Origin of the sequence: Collinsella aerofaciens ATCC 25986 (genome assembly GCF_964237925.1) — a bacterium.
In the GTDB taxonomy this organism is placed as follows: Bacteria; Actinomycetota; Coriobacteriia; order Coriobacteriales; family Coriobacteriaceae; genus Collinsella; species Collinsella aerofaciens_BJ.
Map to the genome: position 1 here is coordinate 39,443 of NZ_CAXSKI010000006.1, position 24,586 is coordinate 64,028.

The 24,586-nt window shown below is 62.5% G+C and carries 18 protein-coding genes; 16 read left to right on the forward strand and 2 right to left on the reverse strand.

The window, feature by feature from the left end:
* Positions 1-95: 95 nt before the first annotated feature.
* The 5 genes from ACESWY_RS04105 (at position 96) to ACESWY_RS04125 (ending at position 5,971) form a co-directional block, all read left to right on the forward strand.
* On the forward strand, positions 96-587 hold the full coding sequence (locus ACESWY_RS04105; RefSeq protein ID WP_338324430.1) for a DUF4956 domain-containing protein: 492 nt from the start codon (positions 96-98) through the stop codon (positions 585-587).
* Between the two features lie 81 nt (positions 588-668).
* A complete protein-coding gene (locus tag ACESWY_RS04110; RefSeq protein WP_240126060.1) occupies positions 669-1,640 on the forward strand; it encodes a LacI family DNA-binding transcriptional regulator in 972 nt (323 codons plus the stop codon).
* 184 nt (positions 1,641-1,824) lie between these two features.
* Complete coding sequence (locus tag ACESWY_RS04115) at positions 1,825-3,225, forward strand: PTS transporter subunit EIIC (RefSeq protein WP_196022607.1); 1,401 nt, start codon at positions 1,825-1,827, stop codon at positions 3,223-3,225.
* A 106-nt stretch (positions 3,226-3,331) separates the two neighbouring features.
* On the forward strand, positions 3,332-4,870 hold the full coding sequence (locus tag ACESWY_RS04120; RefSeq protein ID WP_138112356.1) for a glycoside hydrolase family 32 protein: 1,539 nt from the start codon (positions 3,332-3,334) through the stop codon (positions 4,868-4,870).
* A 96-nt stretch (positions 4,871-4,966) separates the two neighbouring features.
* The gene (locus ACESWY_RS04125; RefSeq protein ID WP_175406027.1) at positions 4,967-5,971 is read left to right on the forward strand and encodes a PLP-dependent transferase; all 1,005 of its coding nucleotides are present in this window, start codon (positions 4,967-4,969) and stop codon (positions 5,969-5,971) included.
* On the opposite strand, the gene ACESWY_RS04130 is transcribed toward ACESWY_RS04125, so the two are convergent.
* Complete coding sequence (locus ACESWY_RS04130; RefSeq protein ID WP_138112359.1) at positions 5,961-6,305, reverse strand: winged helix-turn-helix domain-containing protein; 345 nt, start codon at positions 6,303-6,305, stop codon at positions 5,961-5,963. The two genes, ACESWY_RS04125 and ACESWY_RS04130, sit on opposite strands and share 11 nt — an antisense overlap.
* A 193-nt stretch (positions 6,306-6,498) precedes the next feature.
* On the opposite strand from ACESWY_RS04130, the gene ACESWY_RS04135 reads away from it, so the two are divergent.
* From ACESWY_RS04135 to rpoD, 11 genes are all read left to right on the forward strand, one after another.
* Entirely contained in the window at positions 6,499-8,010 is a 1,512-nt protein-coding gene (locus ACESWY_RS04135) for an IMP dehydrogenase (protein WP_006234046.1), read from the forward strand.
* A 373-nt stretch (positions 8,011-8,383) separates the two neighbouring features.
* Positions 8,384-10,960 carry a leucine--tRNA ligase gene (gene leuS, locus ACESWY_RS04140; protein WP_138112361.1) on the forward strand — a complete coding sequence of 859 codons (2,577 nt, stop codon included), beginning with the start codon at positions 8,384-8,386 and terminating at the stop codon, positions 10,958-10,960.
* A 260-nt stretch (positions 10,961-11,220) separates the two neighbouring features.
* Positions 11,221-11,715, forward strand: coding sequence for a ribosome maturation factor RimP (rimP, locus tag ACESWY_RS04145; RefSeq protein ID WP_373093167.1), 495 nt, complete (start codon positions 11,221-11,223; stop codon positions 11,713-11,715).
* A 1-nt stretch (position 11,716) separates the two neighbouring features.
* Positions 11,717-12,964, forward strand: a complete 1,248-nt coding sequence (gene nusA / locus ACESWY_RS04150) for a transcription termination factor NusA (RefSeq protein ID WP_118080522.1) — start codon at positions 11,717-11,719, stop codon at positions 12,962-12,964.
* Positions 12,965-13,055: 91 nt separating this feature from the next.
* Entirely contained in the window at positions 13,056-15,770 is a 2,715-nt protein-coding gene (gene infB, locus ACESWY_RS04155; protein ID WP_373093166.1) for a translation initiation factor IF-2, read from the forward strand.
* A gap of 11 nt (positions 15,771-15,781) precedes the next feature.
* Positions 15,782-16,192, forward strand: coding sequence for a 30S ribosome-binding factor RbfA (gene rbfA, locus ACESWY_RS04160; protein ID WP_006234038.1), 411 nt, complete (start codon positions 15,782-15,784; stop codon positions 16,190-16,192).
* Positions 16,185-17,228: a DHH family phosphoesterase gene (locus ACESWY_RS04165; RefSeq protein ID WP_373093165.1), complete on the forward strand. Its 1,044-nt coding sequence runs from the start codon at positions 16,185-16,187 to the stop codon at positions 17,226-17,228. The genes rbfA and ACESWY_RS04165 overlap by 8 nt, the downstream gene beginning before the upstream one ends.
* Positions 17,229-17,243: 15 nt before the next feature.
* Positions 17,244-18,176 carry a tRNA pseudouridine(55) synthase TruB gene (gene truB, locus ACESWY_RS04170; RefSeq protein WP_138112369.1) on the forward strand — a complete coding sequence of 311 codons (933 nt, stop codon included), beginning with the start codon at positions 17,244-17,246 and terminating at the stop codon, positions 18,174-18,176.
* Complete coding sequence (gene ribF / locus ACESWY_RS04175) at positions 18,173-19,180, forward strand: riboflavin biosynthesis protein RibF (RefSeq protein WP_254668698.1); 1,008 nt, start codon at positions 18,173-18,175, stop codon at positions 19,178-19,180. The genes truB and ribF overlap by 4 nt, the downstream gene beginning before the upstream one ends.
* Entirely contained in the window at positions 19,173-21,281 is a 2,109-nt protein-coding gene (gene dnaG / locus ACESWY_RS04180; protein WP_373093164.1) for a DNA primase, read from the forward strand. The genes ribF and dnaG overlap by 8 nt, the downstream gene beginning before the upstream one ends.
* Before the next feature lie 110 nt (positions 21,282-21,391).
* Positions 21,392-22,747, forward strand: coding sequence for an RNA polymerase sigma factor RpoD (gene rpoD, locus ACESWY_RS04185; RefSeq protein WP_118256094.1), 1,356 nt, complete (start codon positions 21,392-21,394; stop codon positions 22,745-22,747).
* Positions 22,748-23,080: 333 nt separating this feature from the next.
* On the opposite strand, the gene ACESWY_RS04190 is transcribed toward rpoD, so the two are convergent.
* Complete coding sequence (locus ACESWY_RS04190; RefSeq protein WP_373093163.1) at positions 23,081-24,373, reverse strand: IS30 family transposase; 1,293 nt, start codon at positions 24,371-24,373, stop codon at positions 23,081-23,083.
* Positions 24,374-24,586: the final 213 nt, after the last annotated feature.

Sequence of the window (24,586 nt, forward strand, 5' to 3'; positions counted from 1 at the left end):
GTCAGGTCGACCCTGCCAAGATTGGTCTGTCGATGTTCGTGGCGCTCGCCATGGGCATCCTGATCTATTTCGTGTAGAAGCGCTTTTTTACCGGCGTGGTGTATTCGCGCAGCTTTGCCGTGACGCTCGTGGGCATGTGCGTGCTCACGTGTATGGTGACGCTTGCGATCTCGACGAACGTGGTCATCTCGCTCGGTATGGTCGGTGCTCTGTCCATCGTTCGTTACCGTACGGCGGTCAAGGACCCGCTCGACCTGCTGTATCTGTTTTGGGCCATTACCACGGGCATTACGGCGGGTGCCGGCATGTATGCGCTCGTGGGGCTCACAGCAGTAGTGATCGTGGTGATGATTGCCGGCTTTGCGAGCCACCAGGACAAGTCGCGCGTGTACATGATGGTCATCCACTACACGGGCCAGACCACCGGCGACGACATTGTGCGCGCCTTTGGCCGCACCAAGTTCACCGTCAAGTCCAAGACCATGCGCGGTGACAAGGTCGAGATGGCTGTCGAGGTGTTCTCGGATGGTGTGGATATGCCCTATGCCGACGCCATCCGCGCGCTCGATGGCGTTTGCTCGACCTGAGTGGGCCGATTTGGTTCGCATGCCGTCTTCACGGGTATCATGGTGAAAGCGATTTCAACGACAGGGGCACTCGTGGTAAAGATGAAAGATGTGGCCGAGTTGGCCGGCGTTTCGAGCGCCGCCGTCTCGCGCTACCTCAACGGTGGCTACATATCGACGGACAAGGCCGAGCGCATTAAGCAGGCGATTGAGCTGACCGGATACGTGCGGTCCAGCCAGGCTCGCGCGCTGCGCACCGGCTCCACCAAGCTCATCGGCGTCATCGTGCCCAAGATCAACTCGGAATCCGTGAGCCGCATTACCGCCGGCATTGGCCAGGTGCTCGGTCGCCGTGGCTACCAGATGCTGCTTGCAAACACCGACAACGCGGCCGATCGCGAGCTCGAATACCTCGATTTGTTCCAAAACCATCCGGTTGATGGCATTGTGCTGGTGGCAACTATGATTACAGACGAGCATCGCCGGGCGATTGAGTCGTGCCGCGTGCCCATCGTGCTGATCGGCCAGAAGGTTGAGGGCGCGGCGTGCGTCTATCACGACGATTACGAGGCCGCCTTTGAGCTGGGCCATGCGCTTGCGGGTCGCGTTGACGGCAAGATTGCCTATATTGGAGTTACCGAGGGGGACCGCGCGGCCGGTTATGACCGCCGTCGCGGTTTTGAGGCTGGCTTGCGCGCCGCGGGCGTGGCGCTTGATCCGAGCCTGATTCGCCAGGGGTCCTTTACGCTCGACTCGGGCTATGGTGCGGCGCGTGAACTGCTTTCCGTCGCTCCCGATGTTTCGTTTATCGCCTGCGCGACCGACACCATGGCGGCGGGCGCGCTGCGTGCCATCGATGAGGTTCGCGGCATGGGCGAGGGCATGCACCGCGTGAGCGGTTTCGGCGACAACGCGTTTTTGCGCGCGCTGACGGGCGGCATTCCCACCGTGCATTACGGCTACCTGACCAGCGGTGTCGAGGCGACCAATATGTTGCTCAACACGCTCGATGGCGCGGAGGGGGAGAACGGCCTAAAGACGCTTAAGCTCGGCCATCAGTTGATGAATGTCTAGGTCTTGATCGTGCCTGCCCGCCTTTGAGTCCCCCGTTTTTTGTCCCAAAACTACCATTCGCCGGCTTTTTCCTACCGTTCACCCTGCTATGAAAACGATTACAGACATATGAAACTGAAAACGATTACAGTGTAAGTGTCAAAGATGGCCGGGTGTAAAACGCCCGTTAGACGAAAGGGAAGTCATGGACTACCGCAAATCAGCCCAAGAGGTGCTCGACAACATCGGTGGCGCCGGCAACGTCGTGTCGGCCGCGCATTGCGCCACGCGTCTGCGCCTGGTGATTGCCGACAACGCAAGGGTCGACAAGGAAGCCATCGAGAATATCGACGGTGCCAAGGGCGTCTTTGAGGCCCAAGGCCAGCTCCAGATTATTTTTGGCACCGGTACCGTCAACAAGGTCTATGACGAGTTCATCGCCCTCGGCGGCATCAATGCTGCTTCCAAGGCTGAGGTCAAGGAGGCCGCGGCGCAGCAGCAGAACATCTTTATGCGCGCCATTAAGGTCCTCGGCGATATCTTCGTTCCCATCATTCCCGCCATCGTGGCCTCGGGCCTGCTGCTGGGCATCATGAGCGCCCTCAACTTTATGGCCTCCAACGGCTTTATCGCGCTCGACACCAATAACTGCATCTACAAGATTGCCGACCTGGTCTCGGGTACGTCCTTTGGCATCCTGCAGATCCTGATTGGCTACTCCGCGGCCAAGGCTTTCGGCGCTAATCCGTACCTGGGCGCCGTCGTCGGCGGCGCGTTCATCAACTCCTCGCTGCAGAGCTCCTACACGGTCGCCTCCGAGGGCGTGCAGACCATGGTCACCGTCATCCCCGGCGTGTACAGCTTTGAGTGGGTTGGCTATCAGGGCCACGTCATCCCCATCGTCATCGCTTGCGCGATCCTTGCCTTCCTCGAGAAGCGTCTGCACAAGATCGTTCCCGAGATGTTCGACCTCTTTGTAACCCCGCTTGTCTCCGTGTTCGTGACCGTGCTCGTGACGCTTATCGCCGTCGGTCCCGTCTTTGTGTGGGCCGAGAATGCCGTCCTCGGTCTGATCCAGGCTCTGCTCACCCTGCCCTTTGGCATCGGTTCCTTTATCGTCGGCCTGTTCTATGCCCCCACGGTCGTCACCGGTATTCACCAGATGTACACCGCCATCGACCTGGGCCAGCTTGCCCAGTACGGCGTGACCTATTGGCTGCCCATTGCCAGTGCCGCCAACATCGCCCAGGGCGGCGCCGCGCTTGCCGTTGCCTTTAAGACCCACGATGCCAAGATCAAGGGCCTAGCGCTTCCTTCGGCTCTGTCCGCCTTCATGGGTATTACCGAGCCTGCCATCTTTGGTGTGAACCTGCGCTTCTTTAAGCCCTTCATCGCTGGCTGCATCGGCGGCGGCTGCGGCGCCCTGGTCTGCGCGCTCACCTCGCTCGCCGCTTCCGGTACGGGCGTTACGGGTATCTTCGGTATCCTGCTGTGCCTGGCCCAGCCCGTGCAGTACGCGATCATGTTTGCGGTCGCCGCGCTGGTTTCCTTTGGCGTCTCGTTTGTCCTGTACAAGGACGAGCCCAAGGCTTCCGAGCAGGCCTAAGAGCTTTTGATTGAAGGGTGCCCGCGGGTTGTATGCTCGCGGGCGTTTCCCGTATCCGGTGTCGATCTCTGGCGCCTTGTTACTTTCGATCCGTTAGGACTTTGATATGTCTAATGCACTTGGCCGCGACCTTGCAAAGCTGGTTGCCGCTGTTGACGCTGCCGCCTCTGAGTGCGGCCATGGCGCGTATGGCCAGCGCTTCCATATTATGCCGCCGGCGGGCTGGCTCAACGACCCCAACGGTCTTTGCCAGGCAGGCGGCGTGTTCCATGCCTATTTTCAGTATGCGCCGTTTGATGTCGAGGGCGGCGTTAAGGTCTGGGGCCATGCGACGAGTCGCGATCTTATGACGTGGGACTACGTTGGCGCCCCACTGCTGCCCGACGAGCCGTTCGATTGCCACGGTGTGTATTCGGGCTCCGCGCTTGCCGAAGACGGTTGCATTCGCGTGCTCTATACGGGCAACGTTAAGCTTTCCGATGCTGACGGTACGTACGACTACGTCAATACTGGCCGCCGCGCCGATACCGTCTATGTGGAGAGCGTTGATGGCCTTGCCGGTCGGGAGTTCAACCAAAAGCGCGTGGTGCTGGCGTCCGAGGATTATCCCGAGGATTTGACCTGCCACGTGCGCGATCCCAAGGTGTGGCGTGACGCGGACGGGCGTTATCACATGGTGCTGGGCGCGCGTCGTCGCGTGGATGGGCCGCATGTCGATAGTCGATTTTGCGCTATGCACGGCGAGGGCGCCGGTCGCGATGTGGGCGAGATCCTGGTGTATGGCTCGGCCGATATGCTGAGCTGGGAGCTCGAGAGCCGTGTGTCTACGCCCGTGCGTTTTGGCTTTATGTGGGAATGCCCTGGCTATATTGAGCTCGATGCGAATGGCGATACCGCTGCATTTTTGTCGTTCTCGCCCCAGGGCCTTGAGGGCGGTCGTTGGGATCGCGGCAATGTGTATGCCGCTGGCTACATGCCTGTATCGGGCGACATTACGGGTGGCAAGGACGCTTATGAGCTGGGCGAGTTCCGCCTGTGGGACGCTGGTTTTGACTTCTATGCGCCGCAGGAGTTCACGTCCGAGGACGGTCGTCATATTCTAATCGGCTGGATGGGCATGCCCGATGAGCCGACCTATGGCAACGCACCGACCGTGGTGTGCGGCTGGCAGCACTGCATGACGGTGCCGCGCGAGCTTACGGCCGGTGACGGCGGCGTGGTACTGCAGCAGCCGGCGCGCGAGATTGAGCACCATTATGCCTCGGTGCGTGTAGGGGAGGGCTCGTTGGAGGTTGCCGGCGATACCTGCTTTGACGTTGTTGTCGACGGTGTTGACGGTGCGTTCACCGCGACCGTTGATGGCGAGCTGAAGCTGGCGTTTGTGCCCACTGAGGGCGAATTGCCCTCGCGCTTTGAGATGCAATTTACCGATGAGAGTCGCGCTTCTGCCGGCTGCGGTCGTACCGTGCGTTGGGAGCCCGTCGACGAGGTTCGTAATGTGCGCATTGTTGGCGATGTCTCGTCGGTCGAAGTGTTTGTGAACGATGGCGCGCTCGTGTTTTCGACACGCATCTATCCCGAGGCCTATGGCGTGTCCGTTGACGCCCCGGGTGCGAACGTAAACTATCATACGCTCAGCATTTAGGCGAGCCGTCGCATATCGGCGCTATACTGCAGCCGTTGCCCACGATGCGGGGAACACCCGCATCGTGGGTTTTTGCTTATGAAGGGACGGTGCCGTGTGGATGTACAGCAGCTAGAAGAGGCCTGGGCTTTGAGGTCCAGTGCGCGCGAGGCGCGTCTTGTTGCGGCCCCGCATGTGCCGGCGGCTCTGTCGCTGCTGGGTATTGTGCGTCCCGGTGACCGTCTGGTGGCCTTTGCGGATGACTTTGCCGATGCGTTTGCGCACGGCTTTGAAGGCTGTGATGTTGTGCTTGTGGACCCGCCGTCTGCTGATGCGTTTGCTGCCGCGTCCGAGAACTTTGATGCTTCGCCTGATGCTGAGGGGCCGCACCTATGGTGGTTTGTCAACTCCATCGGCGGGTTTGGTCTGCGCGTTCCCGATCTTCGTGCGTTAGGCCGCGCAGCGCGTGAGGCTCATGCGCTGCTCGTGGTGGATAACACCGTGGCTGGTGTCTTTGGGTGCGATCCGTTGCGCTTGGGTGCCGTGCTGTCACTTGAGGCGCTCGACCGTGTGTGCGCTGGTAAGGCTCCGCGCAAGTTGGTCGCCGCTTCGGTGGCGCGCTCGCAGCTCAAGCGCCATCGTGTGGATGCTGCTGCCGAGTGCGCGCACGTATTGTTTGCGGGCTGCGGTGCTTTGGCACTCGACCTTTCTACCGAGGAGACCGACGTGCTGGAGCGTGGGCTTTCCTCGCTTAACGCCCGCATGCAGGCGCATTTCGACCGCGCCCGTGCGCTGGCCGAGTACTTGGCTGCGAACGAGATGGTACGCAACGTGCGCTATCCCGGGCTGAGCTCGCATCCCGACCATGTGGTTGCAACGGGGATCCTCGAGCATGGTTTTGGCCCGGCAGTTGAATTCGATCTTATCGAGCTTAGCGCAGGGGAGCTGTTCGATGCTTTGTCGGGGGAGTTCCGCACATCGCTCGCCGGCGGCGCAGCGACGCGCCTTTCGGCCCCACGCGGCAAGCAGGGGAGCACCATCCGTCTCTTCGCCGGCACCGACAATCCCCTGGTCGTAGCGTCCGCCCTAGACAATGCCCTTCGTAAACTAGCTACTCTTTAATGCTTGCGATGAGGTCGCTTGCTTTGGTGGCGATGACGTTGTTGACGTCGGCCCGCAGCTCCTCGTAGACCGCTATGGCTCGCTCGCCGGCGGGGGTGAGGGTGGATCCGCGGGCGCCGTCGCGCTCGATGAGTTTGCAGCCCAGCTGACCTTCGGCCTCGTTCACGATGCGCCAGGCCTTGGAATACGCCATGCCCATGCTCTTGGCGGCGCGGTTGAGTGAGTGCTCGCGGGCGATACCCTGCAGCAGCAAGACGCAGCCGTGTCCAAACACGCCCGGCAGATCTTTGTCGCACGCTTGAATGACCAACTTTGCCGTCGTCTTGTACTCCATACGCTCCACGTCTCCCCGCTAAAGTGTTTGCTGGGCAAACGCAAAGCCTGCGTCAAACCCTCGTGTGCTCTTCTTAAATCATGCATTGTAGCAGTCAAAGTGCGTTAAGATACTTCCCCAGTATTGGGCGCCCAAGGTTGGGCTGGGTCCTACGAGGCCTGCAGCCGACCGGTCGCATGGAAAAAGGAGAAACATGGCTACGTTCTTTCCCGGTGAGTCCCACACGTTTTCGGAGTATCTGCTGGTCCCTGGTTACTCGTCCTCGCAGTGCATCCCCAACAACGTCTCTCTTAAGACGCCGCTAACCCGCTTTAAGCGCGGTGAGAAGCCGGCAATCACCCTGAACATCCCCATGGTTTCCGCCATCATGCAGTCCGTCTCGGGCGTCGATATGGGTGTCGCGCTCGCTACCGAGGGTGGCCTGTCCTTCATTTACGGTTCCCAGAGCGCCGAGTCCGAGGCCGCTATGGTCAAGGCCGTCAAGGATCACAAGGCCGGTTTCGTTCAGTCCGATTCCACGCTGACCCCCGACATGACCATGGAGCAGGTCATCGAGCTCAAGGAGAAGACCGGTCACTCCACTATGCCGGTCACCGACGACGGCACTCCCAAGGGTAAGCTCCTGGGCATCGTCACCAGCCGTGACTATCGCCCCAGCCGCGATGACCACCAGACGAAGGTCTCCGAGTTCATGACCCCGCGTGAGCAGCTCATCGTGGGTGACAAGAACATCAGCCTCAAGGTTGCCAACGACGTTATCTGGGACAACAAGCTCAACGCCCTGCCCATCGTCGACGATAACGATCACCTCATGGGCATTGTGTTCCGCAAGGACTACGACAGTCACAAGACTAACCCCAACGAGCTGCTCGATAACGACAAGCGCTACATGGTCGGCGCCGGTATCAACACCCGCGACTATGCCGAGCGCGTGCCGCTGCTCATCGAGGCCGGTGCCGATGTCCTGTGCATCGACTCCTCCGAGGGCTTCAGCGAGTGGCAGAAGCGCACCATCGAGTGGATCCGCGCCAACTACGGCGAGGACGTCAAGGTCGGTGCCGGTAACGTTGTCGACGCCGAGGGCTTCCGCTTCCTGGCCGACTGCGGTGCCGACTTCATCAAGGTCGGTATCGGCGGTGGTTCCATCTGCATCACCCGCGAGACCAAGGGCATCGGTCGTGGCCAGGCCACCGCGCTGATCGACGTCTGCCGCGCCCGTGACGAGTACTACGAGGAGACCGGCGTCTACGTGCCCGTGTGCTCCGACGGCGGTATCGTCTACGACTACCACATGACGCTTGCCCTTGCCATGGGTGCCGACTTTATGATGCTGGGCCGCTACTTCGCGCGCTTTGACGAGAGCCCGACTGAGCGCGTCAACGTCAACGGCCAGTACATGAAGGAGTACTGGGGCGAGGGTTCTGCGCGTGCTCGCAATTGGCAGCGCTACGACCTGGGCGGCGCCGCGAAGCTCAGCTTCGTCGAGGGCGTCGACTCCTACGTCCCGTACGCTGGATCCCTCAAGGACGGCGTGGGCGGCACGCTCTACAAGGTTAAGTCCACGATGTGCAACTGCGGCGCCCTCTCGATCCCCGAGCTCCAGGAAAAGGCACGCCTAACGCTGGTCAGCTCCACCTCCATCGTCGAAGGCGGCGCCCACGACGTTGTCGTGAAGGACTCCCAGCAAAGCGTCAGCTACCGCTAAGCGGCTTTCCCAAGCACCGCACCTTGCCGTTCAAACCGTCGCTCGCGTACCAAAGTACGCGACGCTCCTCTTTCACGGCAATCTGCGGCACCTGGAAAACCCGTTCGTGCTAGAACGAGTTTCAGACAAAGGTTGATTCCCAACCACGTTATTTAGATAAAGCGAGATGCCTGCAAGTCGCAGGCATCTCTCTTGTTGTATTTGCTATCATCATGCGAGTTAACGATGTGGCGGGGCGTTCTTACCTTTGCTCGCTGCAAGTTCCGCACGAGCCGAAGAGCACTTAATGTGCTCTTCGTGCGAGCAGGACTGTCCGCAGCAGCGAGCAAAGGTAAGAACGCCCCGCCCCAACCGAGATAACAAAGGAGCTGATATGTGCGATTGCACAGATCATAAGGACGAGATTCCTGTTTACGACGCGCAGGCCATCGAGTCCCGGTGGATGAAGGCCTGGGAGGACTCCAACCTCTTTGCTGTCGACACCGACGACAGCAAGCCCAAGAAGTACGTGCTCGAGATGTTCCCGTATCCGTCGGGCGACCTGCACATGGGCCACGCGCGCAACTATACCATCGGCGATGCCATGGCCCGTCAGGCCCGCATGCGCGGCTATGACGTGCTGCATCCCATCGGCTTTGACGCCTTTGGCCTGCCTGCCGAGAACGCCGCCATCAAGCACAACACGCAGGCTGCCGCCTGGACGTATAAGAACATGGACCAGGCGCTCGCCACGATGAAGCGCATGGGCTTCTCCTACGATCTGGATCGCATGGTCAAGACCTGCAGCCCCGATTATTACCGCTGGGGCCAGTGGATCTTTGAGAAGATGTGGGAAAAGGGCCTGGTCTACCGCAAGAAGAACCCGGTCAACTGGTGCCCCACCTGCAAGACCGTTCTGGCTAACGAGCAGGTTACCGAGGGCAAGTGCTGGCGCTGCGGCACCGAGCCTGAGAAGCGCGACCTTGAGCAGTGGTACTACAAGATTACCGAGTACTCTCAGGAGCTGCTCGACGACCTGGAGAAGCTCCCCGGCTGGCCCGAGCGCGTTAAGCAGATGCAGGCCAACTGGATCGGTCGCTCCGAGGGCGCCGAGGTCGACTTTACCCTGTGCGACCAGGATGGCGAGCCCATCGAGGGCGATGAGGGCAAGATCACCGTCTTTACCACGCGTGCCGACACCCTTTTTGGCGTCTCCTTCTTTGTCCTGGCTCCCGAGTACGCCGGCCTGCATGAGCTCGTCGAGGGCACGGAGTACGAGGAGGCCGTCACCAAGATCGTCGAGGACTCCAAGCATATCTCTGCCGTCGAGCGTGCCCAGGGCACCCTCGAGAAGCACGGTGCCTTTACGGGCCGCTATGTGGTAAACCCCGTCAACGGCGAGAAGGTCCCCGTGTGGGTTGCCGATTATGTCGTCGCCGACTACGGTACCGGTGCCGTCATGGCCGTTCCCTGTGGCGACCAGCGCGACTTTGAGTTTGCCCGTAAGTACGACCTGCCGATCGTGCCGATCATCCTAGACGATGACGATCGCGCTGCCGTCGAGGCCAGCGGCGAGACCATCGATACCTTCCATGCCGAGACCGTCGACTGGGATTGCGCTCACGCTGCCGAGGGCACCCTCGTCCAGTCCGGCAAGTACACCGGCATGCGCGGTGGTAAGCACTCCGAGGGCGAGGCTGCAATCGTGGCCGACCTCGAGGCCATGGGCTGTGGTCGTCGCAAGGTCGAGTTTCGTCTGCGCGACTGGCTCATCAGCCGCCAGCGCTATTGGGGCAACCCCATCCCGGCCATCCACTGCGAGCACTGCGGCATCGTGCCCGTGCCCGAGGATCAGCTGCCGGTGACGCTGCCCGAGAACCTTGACCTGGGCGCCGGCGAGACCCTTGCCGAGTGCAAGGAGTTCTACGAGACCACCTGCCCGGTGTGCGGCCGCCCGGCCAAGCGTGAGACCGATACCATGGACACCTTCACCTGCTCCAGCTGGTATTACCTGCGCTATACCGATCCGCACAACACCAAGCTGCCCTTCTCCCGAGAGGCCGCCGACCGTTGGATGCCCGTCGATAACTACATTGGCGGCATCGAGCACGCCATTCTGCACCTGCTCTACAGTCGCTTCTTTACCAAGGCGCTGCGCGACCTGGGCCTGCTGAGCGTGGACGAGCCCTTCACCAACCTGCTGTGCCAGGGCATGGTCAAGGACGAGAACGGCGACACCATGTCCAAGTCCAAGGGCAATGTCGTGCCCCCGAGCTCGGTCATCGAGCCCTACGGCGCCGACACCATGCGTTTGGCGATCCTGTTTATCGCTCCGCCCGAGAAGGACTTCGACTGGGATCCCAAGGCCGTTGAGGGCGCCAACCGCTTCATCAAGCGCGCCTGGCGTATCGTTTGGCAGCTCGTCCAGTCCGGTGACGCCAACGTGGCCTTCGACAAGTCCGCGCTCGACGAGGTTGCGATGAAGCTCTATCGCGAGCGTCACCGCACCATCGCCAAGTGCACCGAGGACTTCGATCGCGGCCAGTTCAACACCGCGATCTCGGCCGTCATGGAGCTCGTCAACGCGGCGAGCGCCTACCTCAACGCCACCGAGGGTACCGCCCGCGACAAGGCGCTGTGCTACGGCGTGGCTAAGGATATCGTGAGCGTCCTTGCCCCCATCTGCCCGTTCTGGGCCGACGAGCTGTGGCACGAGGCCCTCGGCTGCGAGGGCAACGCCTACACCGCCGCCTGGCCCGAGTTCGACCTGGCCGAGTCCGTTGAGGACACGGTGCAGATCGTGGTCCAGGTGCTCGGCAAGGTCCGCGGCCGCGTCGACGTTGCCCGCGATGCCTCCAACGAGGAGATGCAGGCTGCCGCCGAGGCCGCCGTCGCCAAGTGGCTCGAGGGCAAGACGGTCGTCAAGGCCATCTGCGTGCCCGGCAAGCTGGTCAACCTGGTGGTCAAGTAAGCGCTGCGCGCAAAGCTGACATGCAATAAACGAGGGACGGTCCGTTTGGGCCGTCCCTCGTTTATTGCATGTACCTGCCATGGTGTCTTCGGTCAATTGTCCTATTCTTGTGGAGAAGCTGTGCGCACGCTGACCTGCAGATTCGTACTGTGCTTGCACGTTTCCGCAGGTATTGGTATAGTTTGCTTGCAAATGAAGTTGTAATTGAAAGAAGTGGGGTTTCGGCCCCGCTTCTTTTTTGTATGGATGGAGGTGCCGCAATGGTCAAGACCAAGACCGAGCAGGCGATCATCGACGCGCTCGAGGCCGTCGCTCCCCAGCACGATGTCGATATTGTCGACGTTGAGCTCGTGGGCGCCACCAAGGCCCCCTGCGTGCGTGTGCGTATCGAGGGTGCCGAGGGTCAGAGCCTGTCGCTCAACGACGTCACGGCCAATACCAAGTGGGTCGGCGACGTGATCGAGGAGCTCGACCCCATTTCTTCGAGCTATACGCTCGAGGTGTCGAGCCCGGGTATGGCGCGTCCGCTGCGCCGTCCGCGCGACTTTGCCCGCTTTGTGGGCGAGGACTGCGAGCTCACCTCCACCGCCACCGAGGGCCGTCGCAAGTACTCCGGCAAGATTGCCGCCGCGACCGAGACGAACGTGACCCTCGAGCTCGAGGACGGCGAGTCCGTCACCCTCGATTTCTCTGATGTTAAAAAGTGCAAGTTGAAGCCCACCTATGACTTCAAGCCCGCGAAGGAAGGAAAGTAAGATGGCAGCATCCGACATGATGTCCGCCCTGATGGAGCTTTGCCAGGAGAGGCACATCGACCAGCTCTACCTGATCGACCGCCTAGAGCAGTCGCTCGCCAAGAGCTATGCCGAGATCTTGCATCTTGAGTGGGGCGCCAAGGTGACCATCGACCGCACCACCGGCAAGATCTACGTTTACCGTCTGGAGCCAATCGACGATTCCATGGACGAGGAGGGCAACTTCACCGAGTTCGAGGAAATCGACGTCACCCCCAAGAACACGAGCCGCATCGCCGCCCAGCACGCCAAGGCCGAGATCAACGCCATCGTGCGCAACTCCGCCCGCGAGCAGATCTACGAGGAGTTCTCCGGCCGTATCGGTGACCTCATCAGCGGTACCGTGCTGCAGTCCACGCCCGACTTCACGATCGTCAAGATCCGCGATGGCGTCGAGGCCGAGCTGCCGCATTTTGACCAGCGTCGTTACGAGAACGAGCGCAACGAGCGTCCGATGGGCGAGCGCTATCTGCACAACCAGCACATCAAGGCCGTGATCATCGACGTCCGCGACCCCAACTCCAACCTGCAGCCGGTTCGCGGCGAGCACAGCCGTCCGCCGATCGTCATCTCCCGCACCCATCCCGAGCTCATGCGTCGTCTGTTTGAGCAGGAGGTGCCCGAGATCTATGAGGGCACCGTCCAGATCAAGTCGATCGCCCGCGAGCCCGGCCAGCGCTCCAAGGTCGCCGTCCACTCGCTCGACGATCGCCTGGATCCCGTGGGCGCCTGCGTCGGCCCCAAGGGCAGCCGTGTTCGTGCCGTCGTGGGCGAGCTTCGCGGCGAGCGCGTCGACGTCATCCTGTGGGATGCCGATCCGGCCGTCTACGTCGCCAACGCCCTGTCGCCCGCCAAGGTCACTCGCGTCCTCATCGACGAGGAGAAGGCCTACGCCGGCGTCATCGTGCCCGACGACCAGCTTTCGCTCGCCATCGGCAAGGAGGGCCAGAACGCCCGCCTCGCCGCTCGCCTGACCGGCTGGCACATCGACATCAAGTCTGAGACCCTTGCTGCCGACATCCTCAAGAACGTCCCCGTTCACGAGGAGCCCGCTGCCGACCTGATCGGTGACGAGGAGGACGACGACGTCCGTCGCTGTGAGTACGTGTCCGAGGACGGCGTCCAGTGCCGCAACCAAGCCCGCCCCGGCTCCCGTTTCTGCGGTGTCCACGACACCGACGCCTTCGATGATGCGGAGGACCTGATCTAGCGCGCGGTCGCGCCGGGCAGGTCCCGGCGCATCTCCCACGCTCGTTCAGTCTCTAGGCACCCAAGGTGCCAGAAAGGGTAGGTGAAGTCATATGGCAAAAGTCCGTGTGTCCACCCTGGCCAAAGAGTTCGGCATGACCTCCAAGGAACTGATGGGTCATCTCGCCGAAATGAAGATTCCCGCTAAGTCCGCTTCCTCCGCCCTGGAGGACGCTTACGTCGCCATGGTCCGCAAGCAGCTCGCATCGGTGATCGAGGCCCGCGCCAAGGAAGTCGAGGCCGCCAAGCAGGCCGAGGAGGAGGCAGCCGCCGCCGAGGAGGCAGCGCGCGCTGCCGAGGCCGAGCGTGAGCGCATCGCCGCCGAGAAGGCACGCGAGGAGGAGCGCCGCCAGTTCGCCGCCGCCCAGGCTGCCGAGGAGGCCGCCCGTGCCGAGGCCGAGGCCAAGAAGAAGGCTGAGCAGGAGCGCCTTGCCCGCGAGAAGGAGGAGGCTGCCCGCGAGGCCCAGCGCCGCGCCGTCCCCGCTTCCGACTCCGGTTCGCGCTTCCGCTCGCTGCTCGACCAGATCGCCGCACAGGAGACCGTGCTCAAGGAGAAGAAGGACGCCGAGGAGAAGGCCAAAGCAGAGCGCGCCGCCGAGCGCGGCAACCGTCGCAGCGGCAACAACGACCGTCGCGGTGGCCGTCGTAACGATCGCAACGCCTCCGACAACAACTCCGAGCGCAACGCCTCCGAGAGCCGTCCGCACAGCCATCGCACCAACGCCAGCAACAACGTCGCTGCCGGCATGGACTTCCCCAACCCCGATAAGCAGGGCAAGGGCAAGAAGCGCAAGGGCGGTCACGGCAACGATGAGGACCACTACAGCCGCATGGCTCGCGAGGCCGAGGAGTACAGCCGCGAGAAGGTTCTCGAGGAGGCCCGCGCTGCCGTCGAGGAGGCCTCTCGCGAGTCCACCGGTCGCCGCAAGAAGCGCAAGGAGAAGCGCGAGCGCGAGGCTGCTAAGGCTCAGGAGGAGCGCAAGATTGAGGAGGCGCTGGCCCAGGGCGTGAACCCCGAGGAGCTCGACGCCATCAAGGTCTCCCAGGGAGTTACCGTCCAGGAGCTCGCCGAGGCGCTCGACGTTCCGGCCAACGACATCATCAAGCGCCTGTTCCTGCTGGGCACGCCGCTCACCATGACACAGTCCATGTCCGACGACCTCGTCGAGCTCGTTGCCGACGACCTGGGCCGCCAGATCAAGATCATCACCCCCGAGGAGGAGAACACCTTCTCGTTCTACGACGATCCCGCCGACCTTAAGCCCCGTGCCCCGGTCGTCACCGTCATGGGTCACGTCGACCACGGCAAGACGAGCCTGCTCGACGCCATTCGTCACACCGGCGTCGCTGCCGGCGAGGCGGGCGGCATTACCCAGGCCATCGGCGCTTCGCAGGTCATGATCAACGACCGCAAGATCACCTTCATCGATACCCCGGGCCACGCCACCTTTACGGCCATGCGTGCCCGCGGTGCCAAGGTGACCGACATTGTCATCCTGATCGTGGCTGCCGACGACGGCGTCATGCCTCAGACCATCGAGTCGATCAACCACGCCAAGGCCGCCGGCGTACCCATCGTCGTCGCCGTCAATAAGATTGATAAGCCGGGCGCCAATCCCGACCGCGTGCGCCAGGAGCTCACCGAGTACGGCATCATCCCCGAGGAGTGGGGCGGACAGAACATGTTCGTCAACATTTCGGCCAAGCAGAAGATCGGTATCGACGACCTGCTCGAGACCGTGCTGCTCCAGGCCGACGTGCTCGAGCTCAAGGCCAACCCCGACACCTTTGCCTCCGGTAACGTCCTCGAGGCCAAGCTCGACAAGGGCCGCGGTTCGGTTGCCACGGTGCTCGTGACCCGCGGTACCCTGCACGTGGGCGATACGCTGGTTGCCGGCCTTACCTATGGCCGCGTTCGCGCCATGCTCGACCCCAAGGGCAACGCCGTCACCGAGGCCGGTCCCTCCGACGCCGTTGAGATCCTGGGCCTGCAGTCCGTGCCCAACGCCGGCGACGAGTTCCGCGTGTTCGAGGACGAGCGTGAGGCTCGCGCCCTGGCCGATGAGCGTTCGCTCAAGGCCCGTATCGAGGAGCAGAGCCGCGTGAAGCACGTCACGCTCGAGAACCTCTTCGAGACCATCGCCGACGCCGAGGTCAAGGAACTCAACCTGATCATCAAGGCCGACGTCCAGGGTTCCATCGAGGCCCTTCAGGACTCGCTCGACAAGATGGACCAGTCCGAGGTGCGCATCAACACGATCCACTCCGCGGTCGGTGCCATCAATGAGACCGACGTCGTCCTGGCAGACGCCTCCAATGCCATCATCATTGGCTTTGGCGTGCGCCCCGACGGCAAGGCCCGCTCCGCTGCCGAGCGCGAGGGCGTCGAGATCCGTTGCTACGACGTCATCTACAAGTGCCTCGAGGAGCTCGACGCTGCCCGTATCGGCATGCTCAAGCCCACCGAGGTCGAGGTCTCCACGGGTACCGCGACCGTCCTGGACACCTTCAAGGTGCCCAAAGTCGGCATTGCCGCCGGTGTTCGCGTCGAAGAGGGCGAGATCGCCGCGACCGATTCCGTGCGCCTGGTGCGCGACGGCATCGTGGTTTTCAACGGCAAGATTGCCTCGATGCGTCACTACAAGGATGAGGCTAAGAGCCTCAAGAGCGGTTCCGAGGGCGGCATAGGCCTGGAGAACTTCCAGGACATCAAGCCCGGCGACCAGATCGAGGGTTACCGCATCGACCAGGTTGCCCGTACCGAGTAGGGGGTAGCGCTATGAAGCAAACGCAGGCAACCCGCCGTCTGGGCGAGCAGCTTCGCGAGAAGCTCGGTTATATCCTGCTCTTTGAGGTTTCCGATCCGCGTCTCGACCTGGTTACTTTGACCGCGGTCGAGGTCGCGGTGGACCGTTCGTTCGCGCGCGTGTACGTGTCGTGCGATGCGAGCCGATACGACGAGGTCATGGAGGCGCTCGCAAGCGCTAAGGGCCGTATTCGCAGCCTGTTGGCTCGCTCGCTCGATTGGCGTGTTACGCCCGAGCTCGATTTTCGCATCGATCGCTCGACCGATGAGGCCGAGCGCATCACGCGTGCGCTGGAAAACGTTCCCGCCACGCTTGCGATCGAAAAGGACGAGGACGGCTATCCGATAGCGGATGCCGCCCAGGAGGCAGCTTTAGATGACTAATTCCGCCGACCTCGCCTCGTGCGAGTCTGCAGATATTCAGCGACGCATCCTCGAGCTCATCGAGGATGCGTCCTCCATTGCGATTTCGGGACATACGTCTCCCGATGGTGACGCCCTGGGCTCCGTGCTGGGTCTGGGCTTATCGCTTATGAAGTTTTTCCCCAACAAGGACATTGCCCTGCTGCTGGCAGACGATGACCCGGTTCCGCGCATCTACCGCTTTATGGAGGGTGCCGACCGTCTGGTGCCGGCATCTGCGTATACCGGCAATCCGGACCTGTTCATCTCGGTGGACGTGCCGGTCGTCGAGCGTCTGAACAACTCAGCCGAGGTGCTCCGCCGCTCGTCGCATGTGGTGTGCTTCGATCACCATCCGGCGCGCGAGGAATTTGCCGAGCTGAGCCTGAGGTGCGTCGGCGCCGCAGCCTGCGCCATGATCATCGACCGCTTTTTGGACAATTGCGGCATTGTCGCACGTGATGGCGTTGCGACCTGCCTGCTGTGTGGCTTGGTGACCGACACCGGTCGTTTCCAGTACCAGAACGCCGATGCTGCCGCGTTCCATGCTGCTTCGCGCCTGGTGGCGCATGGCGCCAATCCGGCTCGTGTCGCACTCGAGGTCTATCAGAGCATGCGCGTCGAGTTTTTGCACCTCAAGTCCATTGTCATGGGCCGTATCAAGACGGTCGCGCACGGGCGCGTGGCGTATAGCTATGCCTTCCAGAGCGACCTTGAGGCCTGCGGCGTCACCTCGGATGAATGTGACGGTCTGGTCGATGTGGTGCGTTCGGTGATGGGCGTCGAGGTCTGCCTGTTCTTAAAGGGCATCGACGGCGATACCAAGGTGCGCGGCAACCTGCGCTCCAAGGGTGACCTCGATGTGTCCGAGATCGCTGCCAACTTTGGCGGTGGCGGGCATCATGCCGCCGCCGGCTTTTCCAACAACGGAACGATTCGCGAGACGCTCGCCGTGGCACTTCCCATGCTGGCCGAGCTGGTGGGGGAGGATCCCGCTTCGGTGACCGTCGAGCTCTAACATTTTGGATGGTACATGGCTCGTCGTACGCCTTCTCAATTGAATATGCTGCTCGCCGTCGATAAGCCGGTGGGCTGCACGTCCCACGACGTGGTTTCGCAATGCCGACGCGCCCTCCATGAGCGGCGCGTCGGTCATGCCGGAACGCTCGACCCCATGGCATCGGGCGTCATGGTGGTGGGCGTGGGTCAGGCCACACGTCTGCTGGGCATGCTTACGCTTGATACCAAAAGCTACGTTGCCGATATCTCGTTTGGCGTCGAGACCAATACCGATGATGCGGAGGGCGAGGCGGTCCGCACGGTGGCTGTTGCCGACGAGCTCCGCGATCCTGCCTATGCGCGTGAGCGCTTGGTCGCCATGCTGGGTCCGCAGATGCAGGTGCCGCCGGCGTTTTCTGCTATCTCGGTCAATGGCGTTCGCGCCTACAAGTCTGCTCGCGAGGGCAATGCGGTGGACCTACCTCCGCGCCCCGTCGAGGTCTATGCCGCCGACCTGATCGCCGTGGGCGGCGAAGGTGATACGTGTGTGTGGACCGTGGCGTTCTCGGTGAGCAAGGGCACCTATATCCGTGCGCTCGCTCGCGACCTGGGCCGCGCTTGCGATAGCGCCGCGCATATTTCCGCGCTGCGCCGCACGGCCTCCGGTGTTGTTTCCATTGGCGCTTGTCATGCGGTCGAGGAGCTTTCTCCCGAGTCCGCGGCTGGCTTTGCCCTGGATCCCATTGCGGCCCTGGGCGCCACACGTGTTGACTTGCCGGGCAATCTTGCCGACGACCTTCTCTGCGGCCGACGCATTCCCGTTGAGCGTGCGCTTGCCGATTTCGATGCCTCGAAGGCGCCGTTTGCGCTGGTGCTCGATGGGGGACTCAAGGCGCTCGCCCGCATTGAGGGTGGCCGCTTTGTCATGGAGCACGTGTTTCCGCAGGCAATCGGCGGTGTTCGATGATGTTGTCCGCTCGCGAGCTCGCGCGTATCTTTTTCGCGGGCGAGTCGGACGAGGCTCGCATCGTTACTGCCGATGTGTTTGATAAGTGTGAGCACCTGGGTGCCGCATCGATTGCCATCGGCGTGTTCGATGGCGTGCACCGTGGACACCAGGAGCTCATTGCGGCGCTTGTCCGTGATGCCTGTGCCCATGGCTGCAAGGCGGTCGTAGTTACCTTCGATCCCGACCCGGACGTCGTGGTGAGCCCTTCGCCCGCTCAAAAATTGATGACGACGGCCGACCGTCTGCATGCCCTGGCTCAAACTGGGGTCGATGCGGTGGTGGCCGTTCCCTTTACGCCTGAGGTTGCGGCGCTTGACCATGTTGCTTTTCTCTCGCTGGTGTCGCGTCTGGTCGACATTCGATCGATTCGCGTTGGCAGCGACTTTAGGCTGGGTCGTGGCGGTGCTTCTGGTGTTGACGAGATGCGCGCCTGGGGTGCCGAGCGCGGCGTTGACGTATGCGGGCACGACTTGCTTTGCGAGGGCGGTGAGGCCATTTGCGCCACCCGCATTCGTCATGAGCTGGGACAGGGCCATGTGGAGCTTGCTGCTGAGTTACTCGGCCGTCCGTATATGGTGCGTGGCGGTGTTATTCGCGGCCGTCACGAGGGCTCTGGCATGGGCTTTCCCACGGCAAACCTGCAGGTTCCCGACGGTATTCAGGTGCCTGCCGATGGCGTGTATGAGGGTCTGGTGCTGGTCGATGACACCGCGTGGCCCGCTGCCGTGAACGTCGGACTGCCGCCGACGTATGCCGACGATGTCGCTTCGGCGCATCTCGAGGCTAATTTAATTGGTTATACGGGCGACCTGTACGGCTCTTCTGTTTCGCTGGCGTTTACGCGTTGGCTGCGTCCGTCGCGCGTGTTCGATTCGCTGGATGAGTTGATCGCGACCGTCGAGGGTAATATCGAGGATATTCGTCACAACTTGGGCGATCAGGGGGTGAGCATCCGTGATTAGCGATGAGGAAAAAGACCAGGTACGCGCTGCGTCTGACCTGGTTGCCATCGTGCAGGAAACGGTCGAGCTCAAGCCTCGCGGCCATGAGTTTTGGGGATGCTGCCCCTTCCATGGCGAGAAGACGCCGTCCTTCCACATTATCCCCGCCACGCAGGTGTGGCATTGCTTTGGTTGCGGCGAGGGTGGCGACGTTTTCACGTATATCATGAAGCGCGAGAACCTGAGCTTTCCCGAGTCAATCCGTTATTTGGCCGATCGCGCGGGTATTGAGCTGCATGACACCGGAGATCGCCGCGAGCGCGGCACCAAGCGTGCCCGCATCTACGATTTGTGCGCCGAGACCGCCCAGTTCTACCACACCATGCTTATGCGCGGTAAGGACGGCCGTCCGCGCGAGTACTTTGCCAGCCGCGGCATGGGTGGCGACGTCTGCCGCCGCTACTGCCTGGGCTTTGCACCGGGCCGTAACGCGCTGGTGTCGCACCTGTCCCAGGCGGGTTTTACCCCGCAGGAGATGATCGATGCGAACGTTGCCGTGAGCCGCGGGCGCGGGCAGCTTGCCGACCGCTTTTACGACCGCGTGATGTTTCCCATCTTTGACGAGCAGGGTCACAATATTGCCTTTGGCGGTCGTATTATGGGCGACGGCCAGCCTAAGTACCTCAATACCGCCGAGACGAGCGTGTTTCATAAAAAACGAAACCTCTACGGTTTTAATTGGGCCAAGGAGTTTATCGTCGCGCAGGATACTGCCATCGTGGTGGAGGGCTATACCGACTGCATCGCCTGTTGGGAGGCGGGGATTAAAAACGTTGTCGCTACGCTGGGCACCGCGCTCACGGAGCATCACGTCAAGACGCTCACCCGCTTCGCCAAGCGCATCGTGTATATGTTCGACGGCGATGCCGCGGGCCAGAAGGCCGCGCGCCGTGCGATTCAGTTTATTGAGCAGGATTCGATGGATCTGCGCTGCGTGGTGCTGCCCGACGGTAACGATCCCATGGAGTTCATCACGGCGCATGGCGGCGAGGCACTGCAGGCGCGCATCGACGCTGCCGAGCCGCTTATGGACTTTGTTTACCGTTCGTTGCAGGAGTCGAGTGACATCACTACGCCAGGCGGTCGCGCCAAGGCGCTGGAAGATGCTCTGACGCTTATCTATCCGCTGCGCGATAGCTATATGATTGACACGTACTTTATCCAGATTGCCGATCTGCTGGGTTTGGATTTGGAGACGGTGCGCGCGAGCTCGGGCCGCGTGTTTCGCGACGTCGCCAAGCGCGAAGATGCGGAACGCCGTCGCGAGCAAAACTATGAGCGCCAGAGGGCGCAGGCCGAACGCTTTGGAAATGCGGGCGGTCGGGCATCGGGTTCTCGTGATGCCGGTCGCGGTGCTTGGGCATCGGGCGCGACGCCGCCGGTGTCCGCGCCGGTCGAGGAAGAGCCGTACGACTATGTCCCGCTCGATGCCTACGGTGCCGCGCCCGTGGAGGTCGTCGACGATCTTCCGCCGATCGATGTGCCTGATGGTATGGGCGCTGTGCCTGTGCCTGATGGTTCGAACGCACCGGCTGCGGCGGTGCCGATGGTTCTTACCGATCTTGAGCGCAAGTCCTTGGCAGGGGAGCGCGAGCTGCTGACCATGCTCACGAGCTACCCCGACCTGTTCCGCACGTATGCCGACCGCATCTGCTCCATCGAGTGGGTTGACCCACGTCACGAGTCCATCGCGTGGGCCGTTCTGGCAACGCCGCCGGGAACCGATCCTGCAGCCTGCATGGATGCGGCGCGCTCGGTGTGTCCCGAGGCGGCAACGCTTGTGAGTGTCGGGCGCATCTCGGCGACGAGCAAGCACCCCACCGAGACGAACATCGTGTTTATGCTCGATACGCTCGAGCTCTACACCATCAAACGCCGCATGCGTGCCGCACAGGCCAAGCTGCGCCAGGACCGTTCGCTCGATGATGAGGCCCGTCGCGCGCTGACCGTTCAGGCCGCGCAAGATTCGCAGCGTCAACGCGAACTGCAAAAGTCGATCGGCGGTGTGGCGGACCCGTTCCGTTTGATCGGCCCGGAGGCCGCAGGCACCGAACAAGCTTAGATGTTGTGGTCAACCAGCGTATTCTCGCCTATATCCAGTCCTCTTTTTGGGTATAGACGTCAATGTGTGTGCTAAAGTATTGAGTCCTGTGGACTATGAAGGGAGAATCTGTGCCAAAAAAGACTGAGAGCACGGGTACTGGGCTGGAATCCTACGTAGCAAAGCTCATGGGCAACGGCTCAAACAGGACTTCGGTAACCGAGGACGAGATTCAGGTCGCCCTGAAGGATATCGATGTTTCTGACGAGCAGCTCACCGCGGTGTATTCCGCGCTGCGCAACAGCGGCATCCAGATTATCTCCGCGAGCGGTAACGACGACGCCCCCATGGACGTCGACGATGACGATAACGATACCGATACCGATACCGACGATTTCGATGACGACGACGAGCACGATTCCGGCTCTCTCGACGATCACGAGCTCAAGATGGCCCGTCAGGCCGATGCCGAGATGGGTTCTTCCAAGAGCAAGAAGAAGCGCACCGTGCGCACGTCCCGTTCACGCTCCCGCGTGCGTGGCATCGATGCCTCAACGGTGATGCTGACCGGCGATCCGGTTCGTATGTACCTCAAAGAGATCGGCAAGGTCGACCTGCTGACCGCCTCCGAAGAGGTCGATCTGGCCATGAAGATCGAGGCCGGTCTTGAGGCCACCGAGAAGCTCGAGGCCGCCGATGCCGGTGAGCTCGAGCTCACGCGTGCCGAGATGCGTCGTCTTACGCGCATTGAGAACGTGGGCCTTGAAGCCAAGCAGGCGCTCATCAGCGCAAACCTTCGTCTGGTCGTCTCCATCGCCAAGCGCTATGTCGGTCGCGGCATGCTGTTCCTGGACCTGATCCAGGAGGGCAACCTCGGTCTGATCCGCGCCGTCGAGAAGTTCGACTACCAGAAGGGCTTTAAGTTCTCTACGTACGCCACGTGGTGGATCCGTCAGGCCATCACGCGCGCTATCGCCGACCAGGCCCGTACCATCCGTATTCCCGTGCACATGGTCGAGACCATCAACAAACTCGTCCGCGTGCAGCGCCAGCTCCTTCAGGACCTTGGTCGCGACCCGACCCCCGAGGAGATCGGTGCCGAGATGGACATGAGCGCCGACCGCGTCCGCGAGATCCAGAAGATCTCGCAGGAGCCCGTGTCGCTCGAGACCCCCATCGGCGAGGAAGAGGATTCCCAGCTGGGCGACTTCATCGAGGACTCCCAGGCTATCGTTCCGCCCGATGCGGCCAGCTTCTCTATGCTGCAGGAGCAGCTCACCCAGGTGCTCGATTCGCTTGCCGATCGTGAGCGCAAGGTTATCGAACTGCGCTTTGGCCTTGTCGACGGACATCCCCGCACGCTCGAGGAAGTCGGTCGTGAGTTTGGCGTCACGCGCGAGCGCATCCGCCAGATCGAGTCCAAGACTCTGGCCAAGCTTCGCCACCCGAGCCGTAGCAGTAAGCTGAAGGACTATATCGAGAGCTAGTCAAGCAAGAGGCGCCCTCAAGCACATCCGCTTGGGGGCGCTTTCATGTAGACATTGGGGACGTTCTTGAATGACTGGTCGTTTAAGAACGTCCCCAATGACTGGGTGGTTGATTTCCGATCTCAGCCGAACACTTTGAGCGGATAGGCCGTTCCCGCAGCTAGCCGAACGCCCCCGAGGCCCCATCCGGGACCCGGGGGCGGCATTTTCCCAGTTGAAGGAACGGTGGAGATGTGTTTCGATGGGTCCGGTGGCCATGCTCCGCCCGCCGCCCGGCACCTCTTCCCAGACTCAGCCGGACGGTCGGTCCGTCTATTCCGTTTTTCCTCTAGGCTAGGCCAGCGGGGCATCGCCCCTCTCGGCGCGCGCCCTCTCGATGAGCCCCGGCGTCAGGTCGAGGTCGCCGAGCGGCACGTCCCCCACGCCGTAGGCGTCCAGCAGCGCCGCCGCGTCCTCCCCGAGCATCGCCCTGAAGGCGCGCGCGGGCGTCGAGAAGCCGAGCGCGCCGCGGGGCTCGGAGTTCACGTGCGACATGGCCAGCGCCAGGTCGGCCGGGGCGAGCCGGTCGAACCTGAGCCCGGCGCCCTTGGGCAGCAGCTTCCTTATCTCGACGTGGTTTCGCTCGCAGGCGCCCTTCTGGTCGCTGCGCCTGGGGTCGCAGTAGAACAGCCTCGTCTCGCCCGGCCCCTCGCCGATGAGCGCCGCGATCGCCCGCTCGTCGGAGAACTCGGCGCCGTTGTCGGTGAGGACGGCGCGGAACACGCGGCGCGTCCCGTCGGCGCCGAGGACGGCCCGGACGCCCTCCAGGGCGTCCGCGACGCGCCCGGCGGTCTTCTCCTCCAGCGGCAGCGCCAGCTGGAGCCTGCTGGGGCGGTGCAGCAGCGTGAGCAGGCAGGCCGAGTCCTCCCGGGCCCCCTCGACGGTGTCCATCTCCCAGGCCGCGGCGCACGCGTCCTCCCCGAGGGCGAGGAACGCGGCATGCGACCTGCGGGCGGAGTGGCGCGTGGCCGCCCGGCCCGCGGCGCGCTTCCTCGGCCTGTAGCCGACCTTGCGCCTGAGCTCCATGTTGGTCATGCCGTCGTAGCCCGCCGAGACCCAGCGGTAGATGGTCGACGGCGACAGGTCCACCGGGCCGCCGTTGCGCGCCGCCATCTGCTCGGGCGACAGCCCCCGGCGCAGGCAGTCCCTTATCGCCTCCAGCCTGGCCGCCGCGGCGGGCTCGTCGGCGTCTATCCCGCGCCTGGACGAGGCGAGGACCGAGTCGGCGCACAGCTGCGCGGCCCGGGCCTCGTAGAAGACGTGGGGGCGGCGCTTGCAGCCGATCGCGCGGTACCGCCCGCACCCGTTGCAGCATCGCGGCCACGCGGCCAGGCGCGGGCAGGCCGCCGACAGGTCGGCGGAGGCGTCCACGCGCTCGCCGCGCCTGGCCTTCGGCGCCGTCACGAACCTGTGCGACGCCACCTCGGCGCTCACCGTCGAGGGCGACCTGCCCAGCTCCCTCGCGATCTCCCTGCACGACGCCCTGCGCTCCAGCATCCTCTGGACCGTGTCCCGCTCGTGCCTCGTGAGCCTTCCGTAGGACCTCGGGACCGCCCTCGCGGAGCCCTTTCTCTTCTTTCCGGACATGCTGTCCTCCGATCTCCCGGGGCCGGCCGGCCCGGCCCTCAGGGTATCGGGTTCCCACATTCATCCGCACATGTGCGGATGAATGAGGGAGGTGTTCGGATAAAGTCGATAATCAAGGCCAATGACTGGGTCGGAAAATTTCTTAAAAAAGTTCTTGCCCTGAGCTGATTCGTCCGTATAATAAACTTCGTTGCTTGAGAGCACGCACCTATT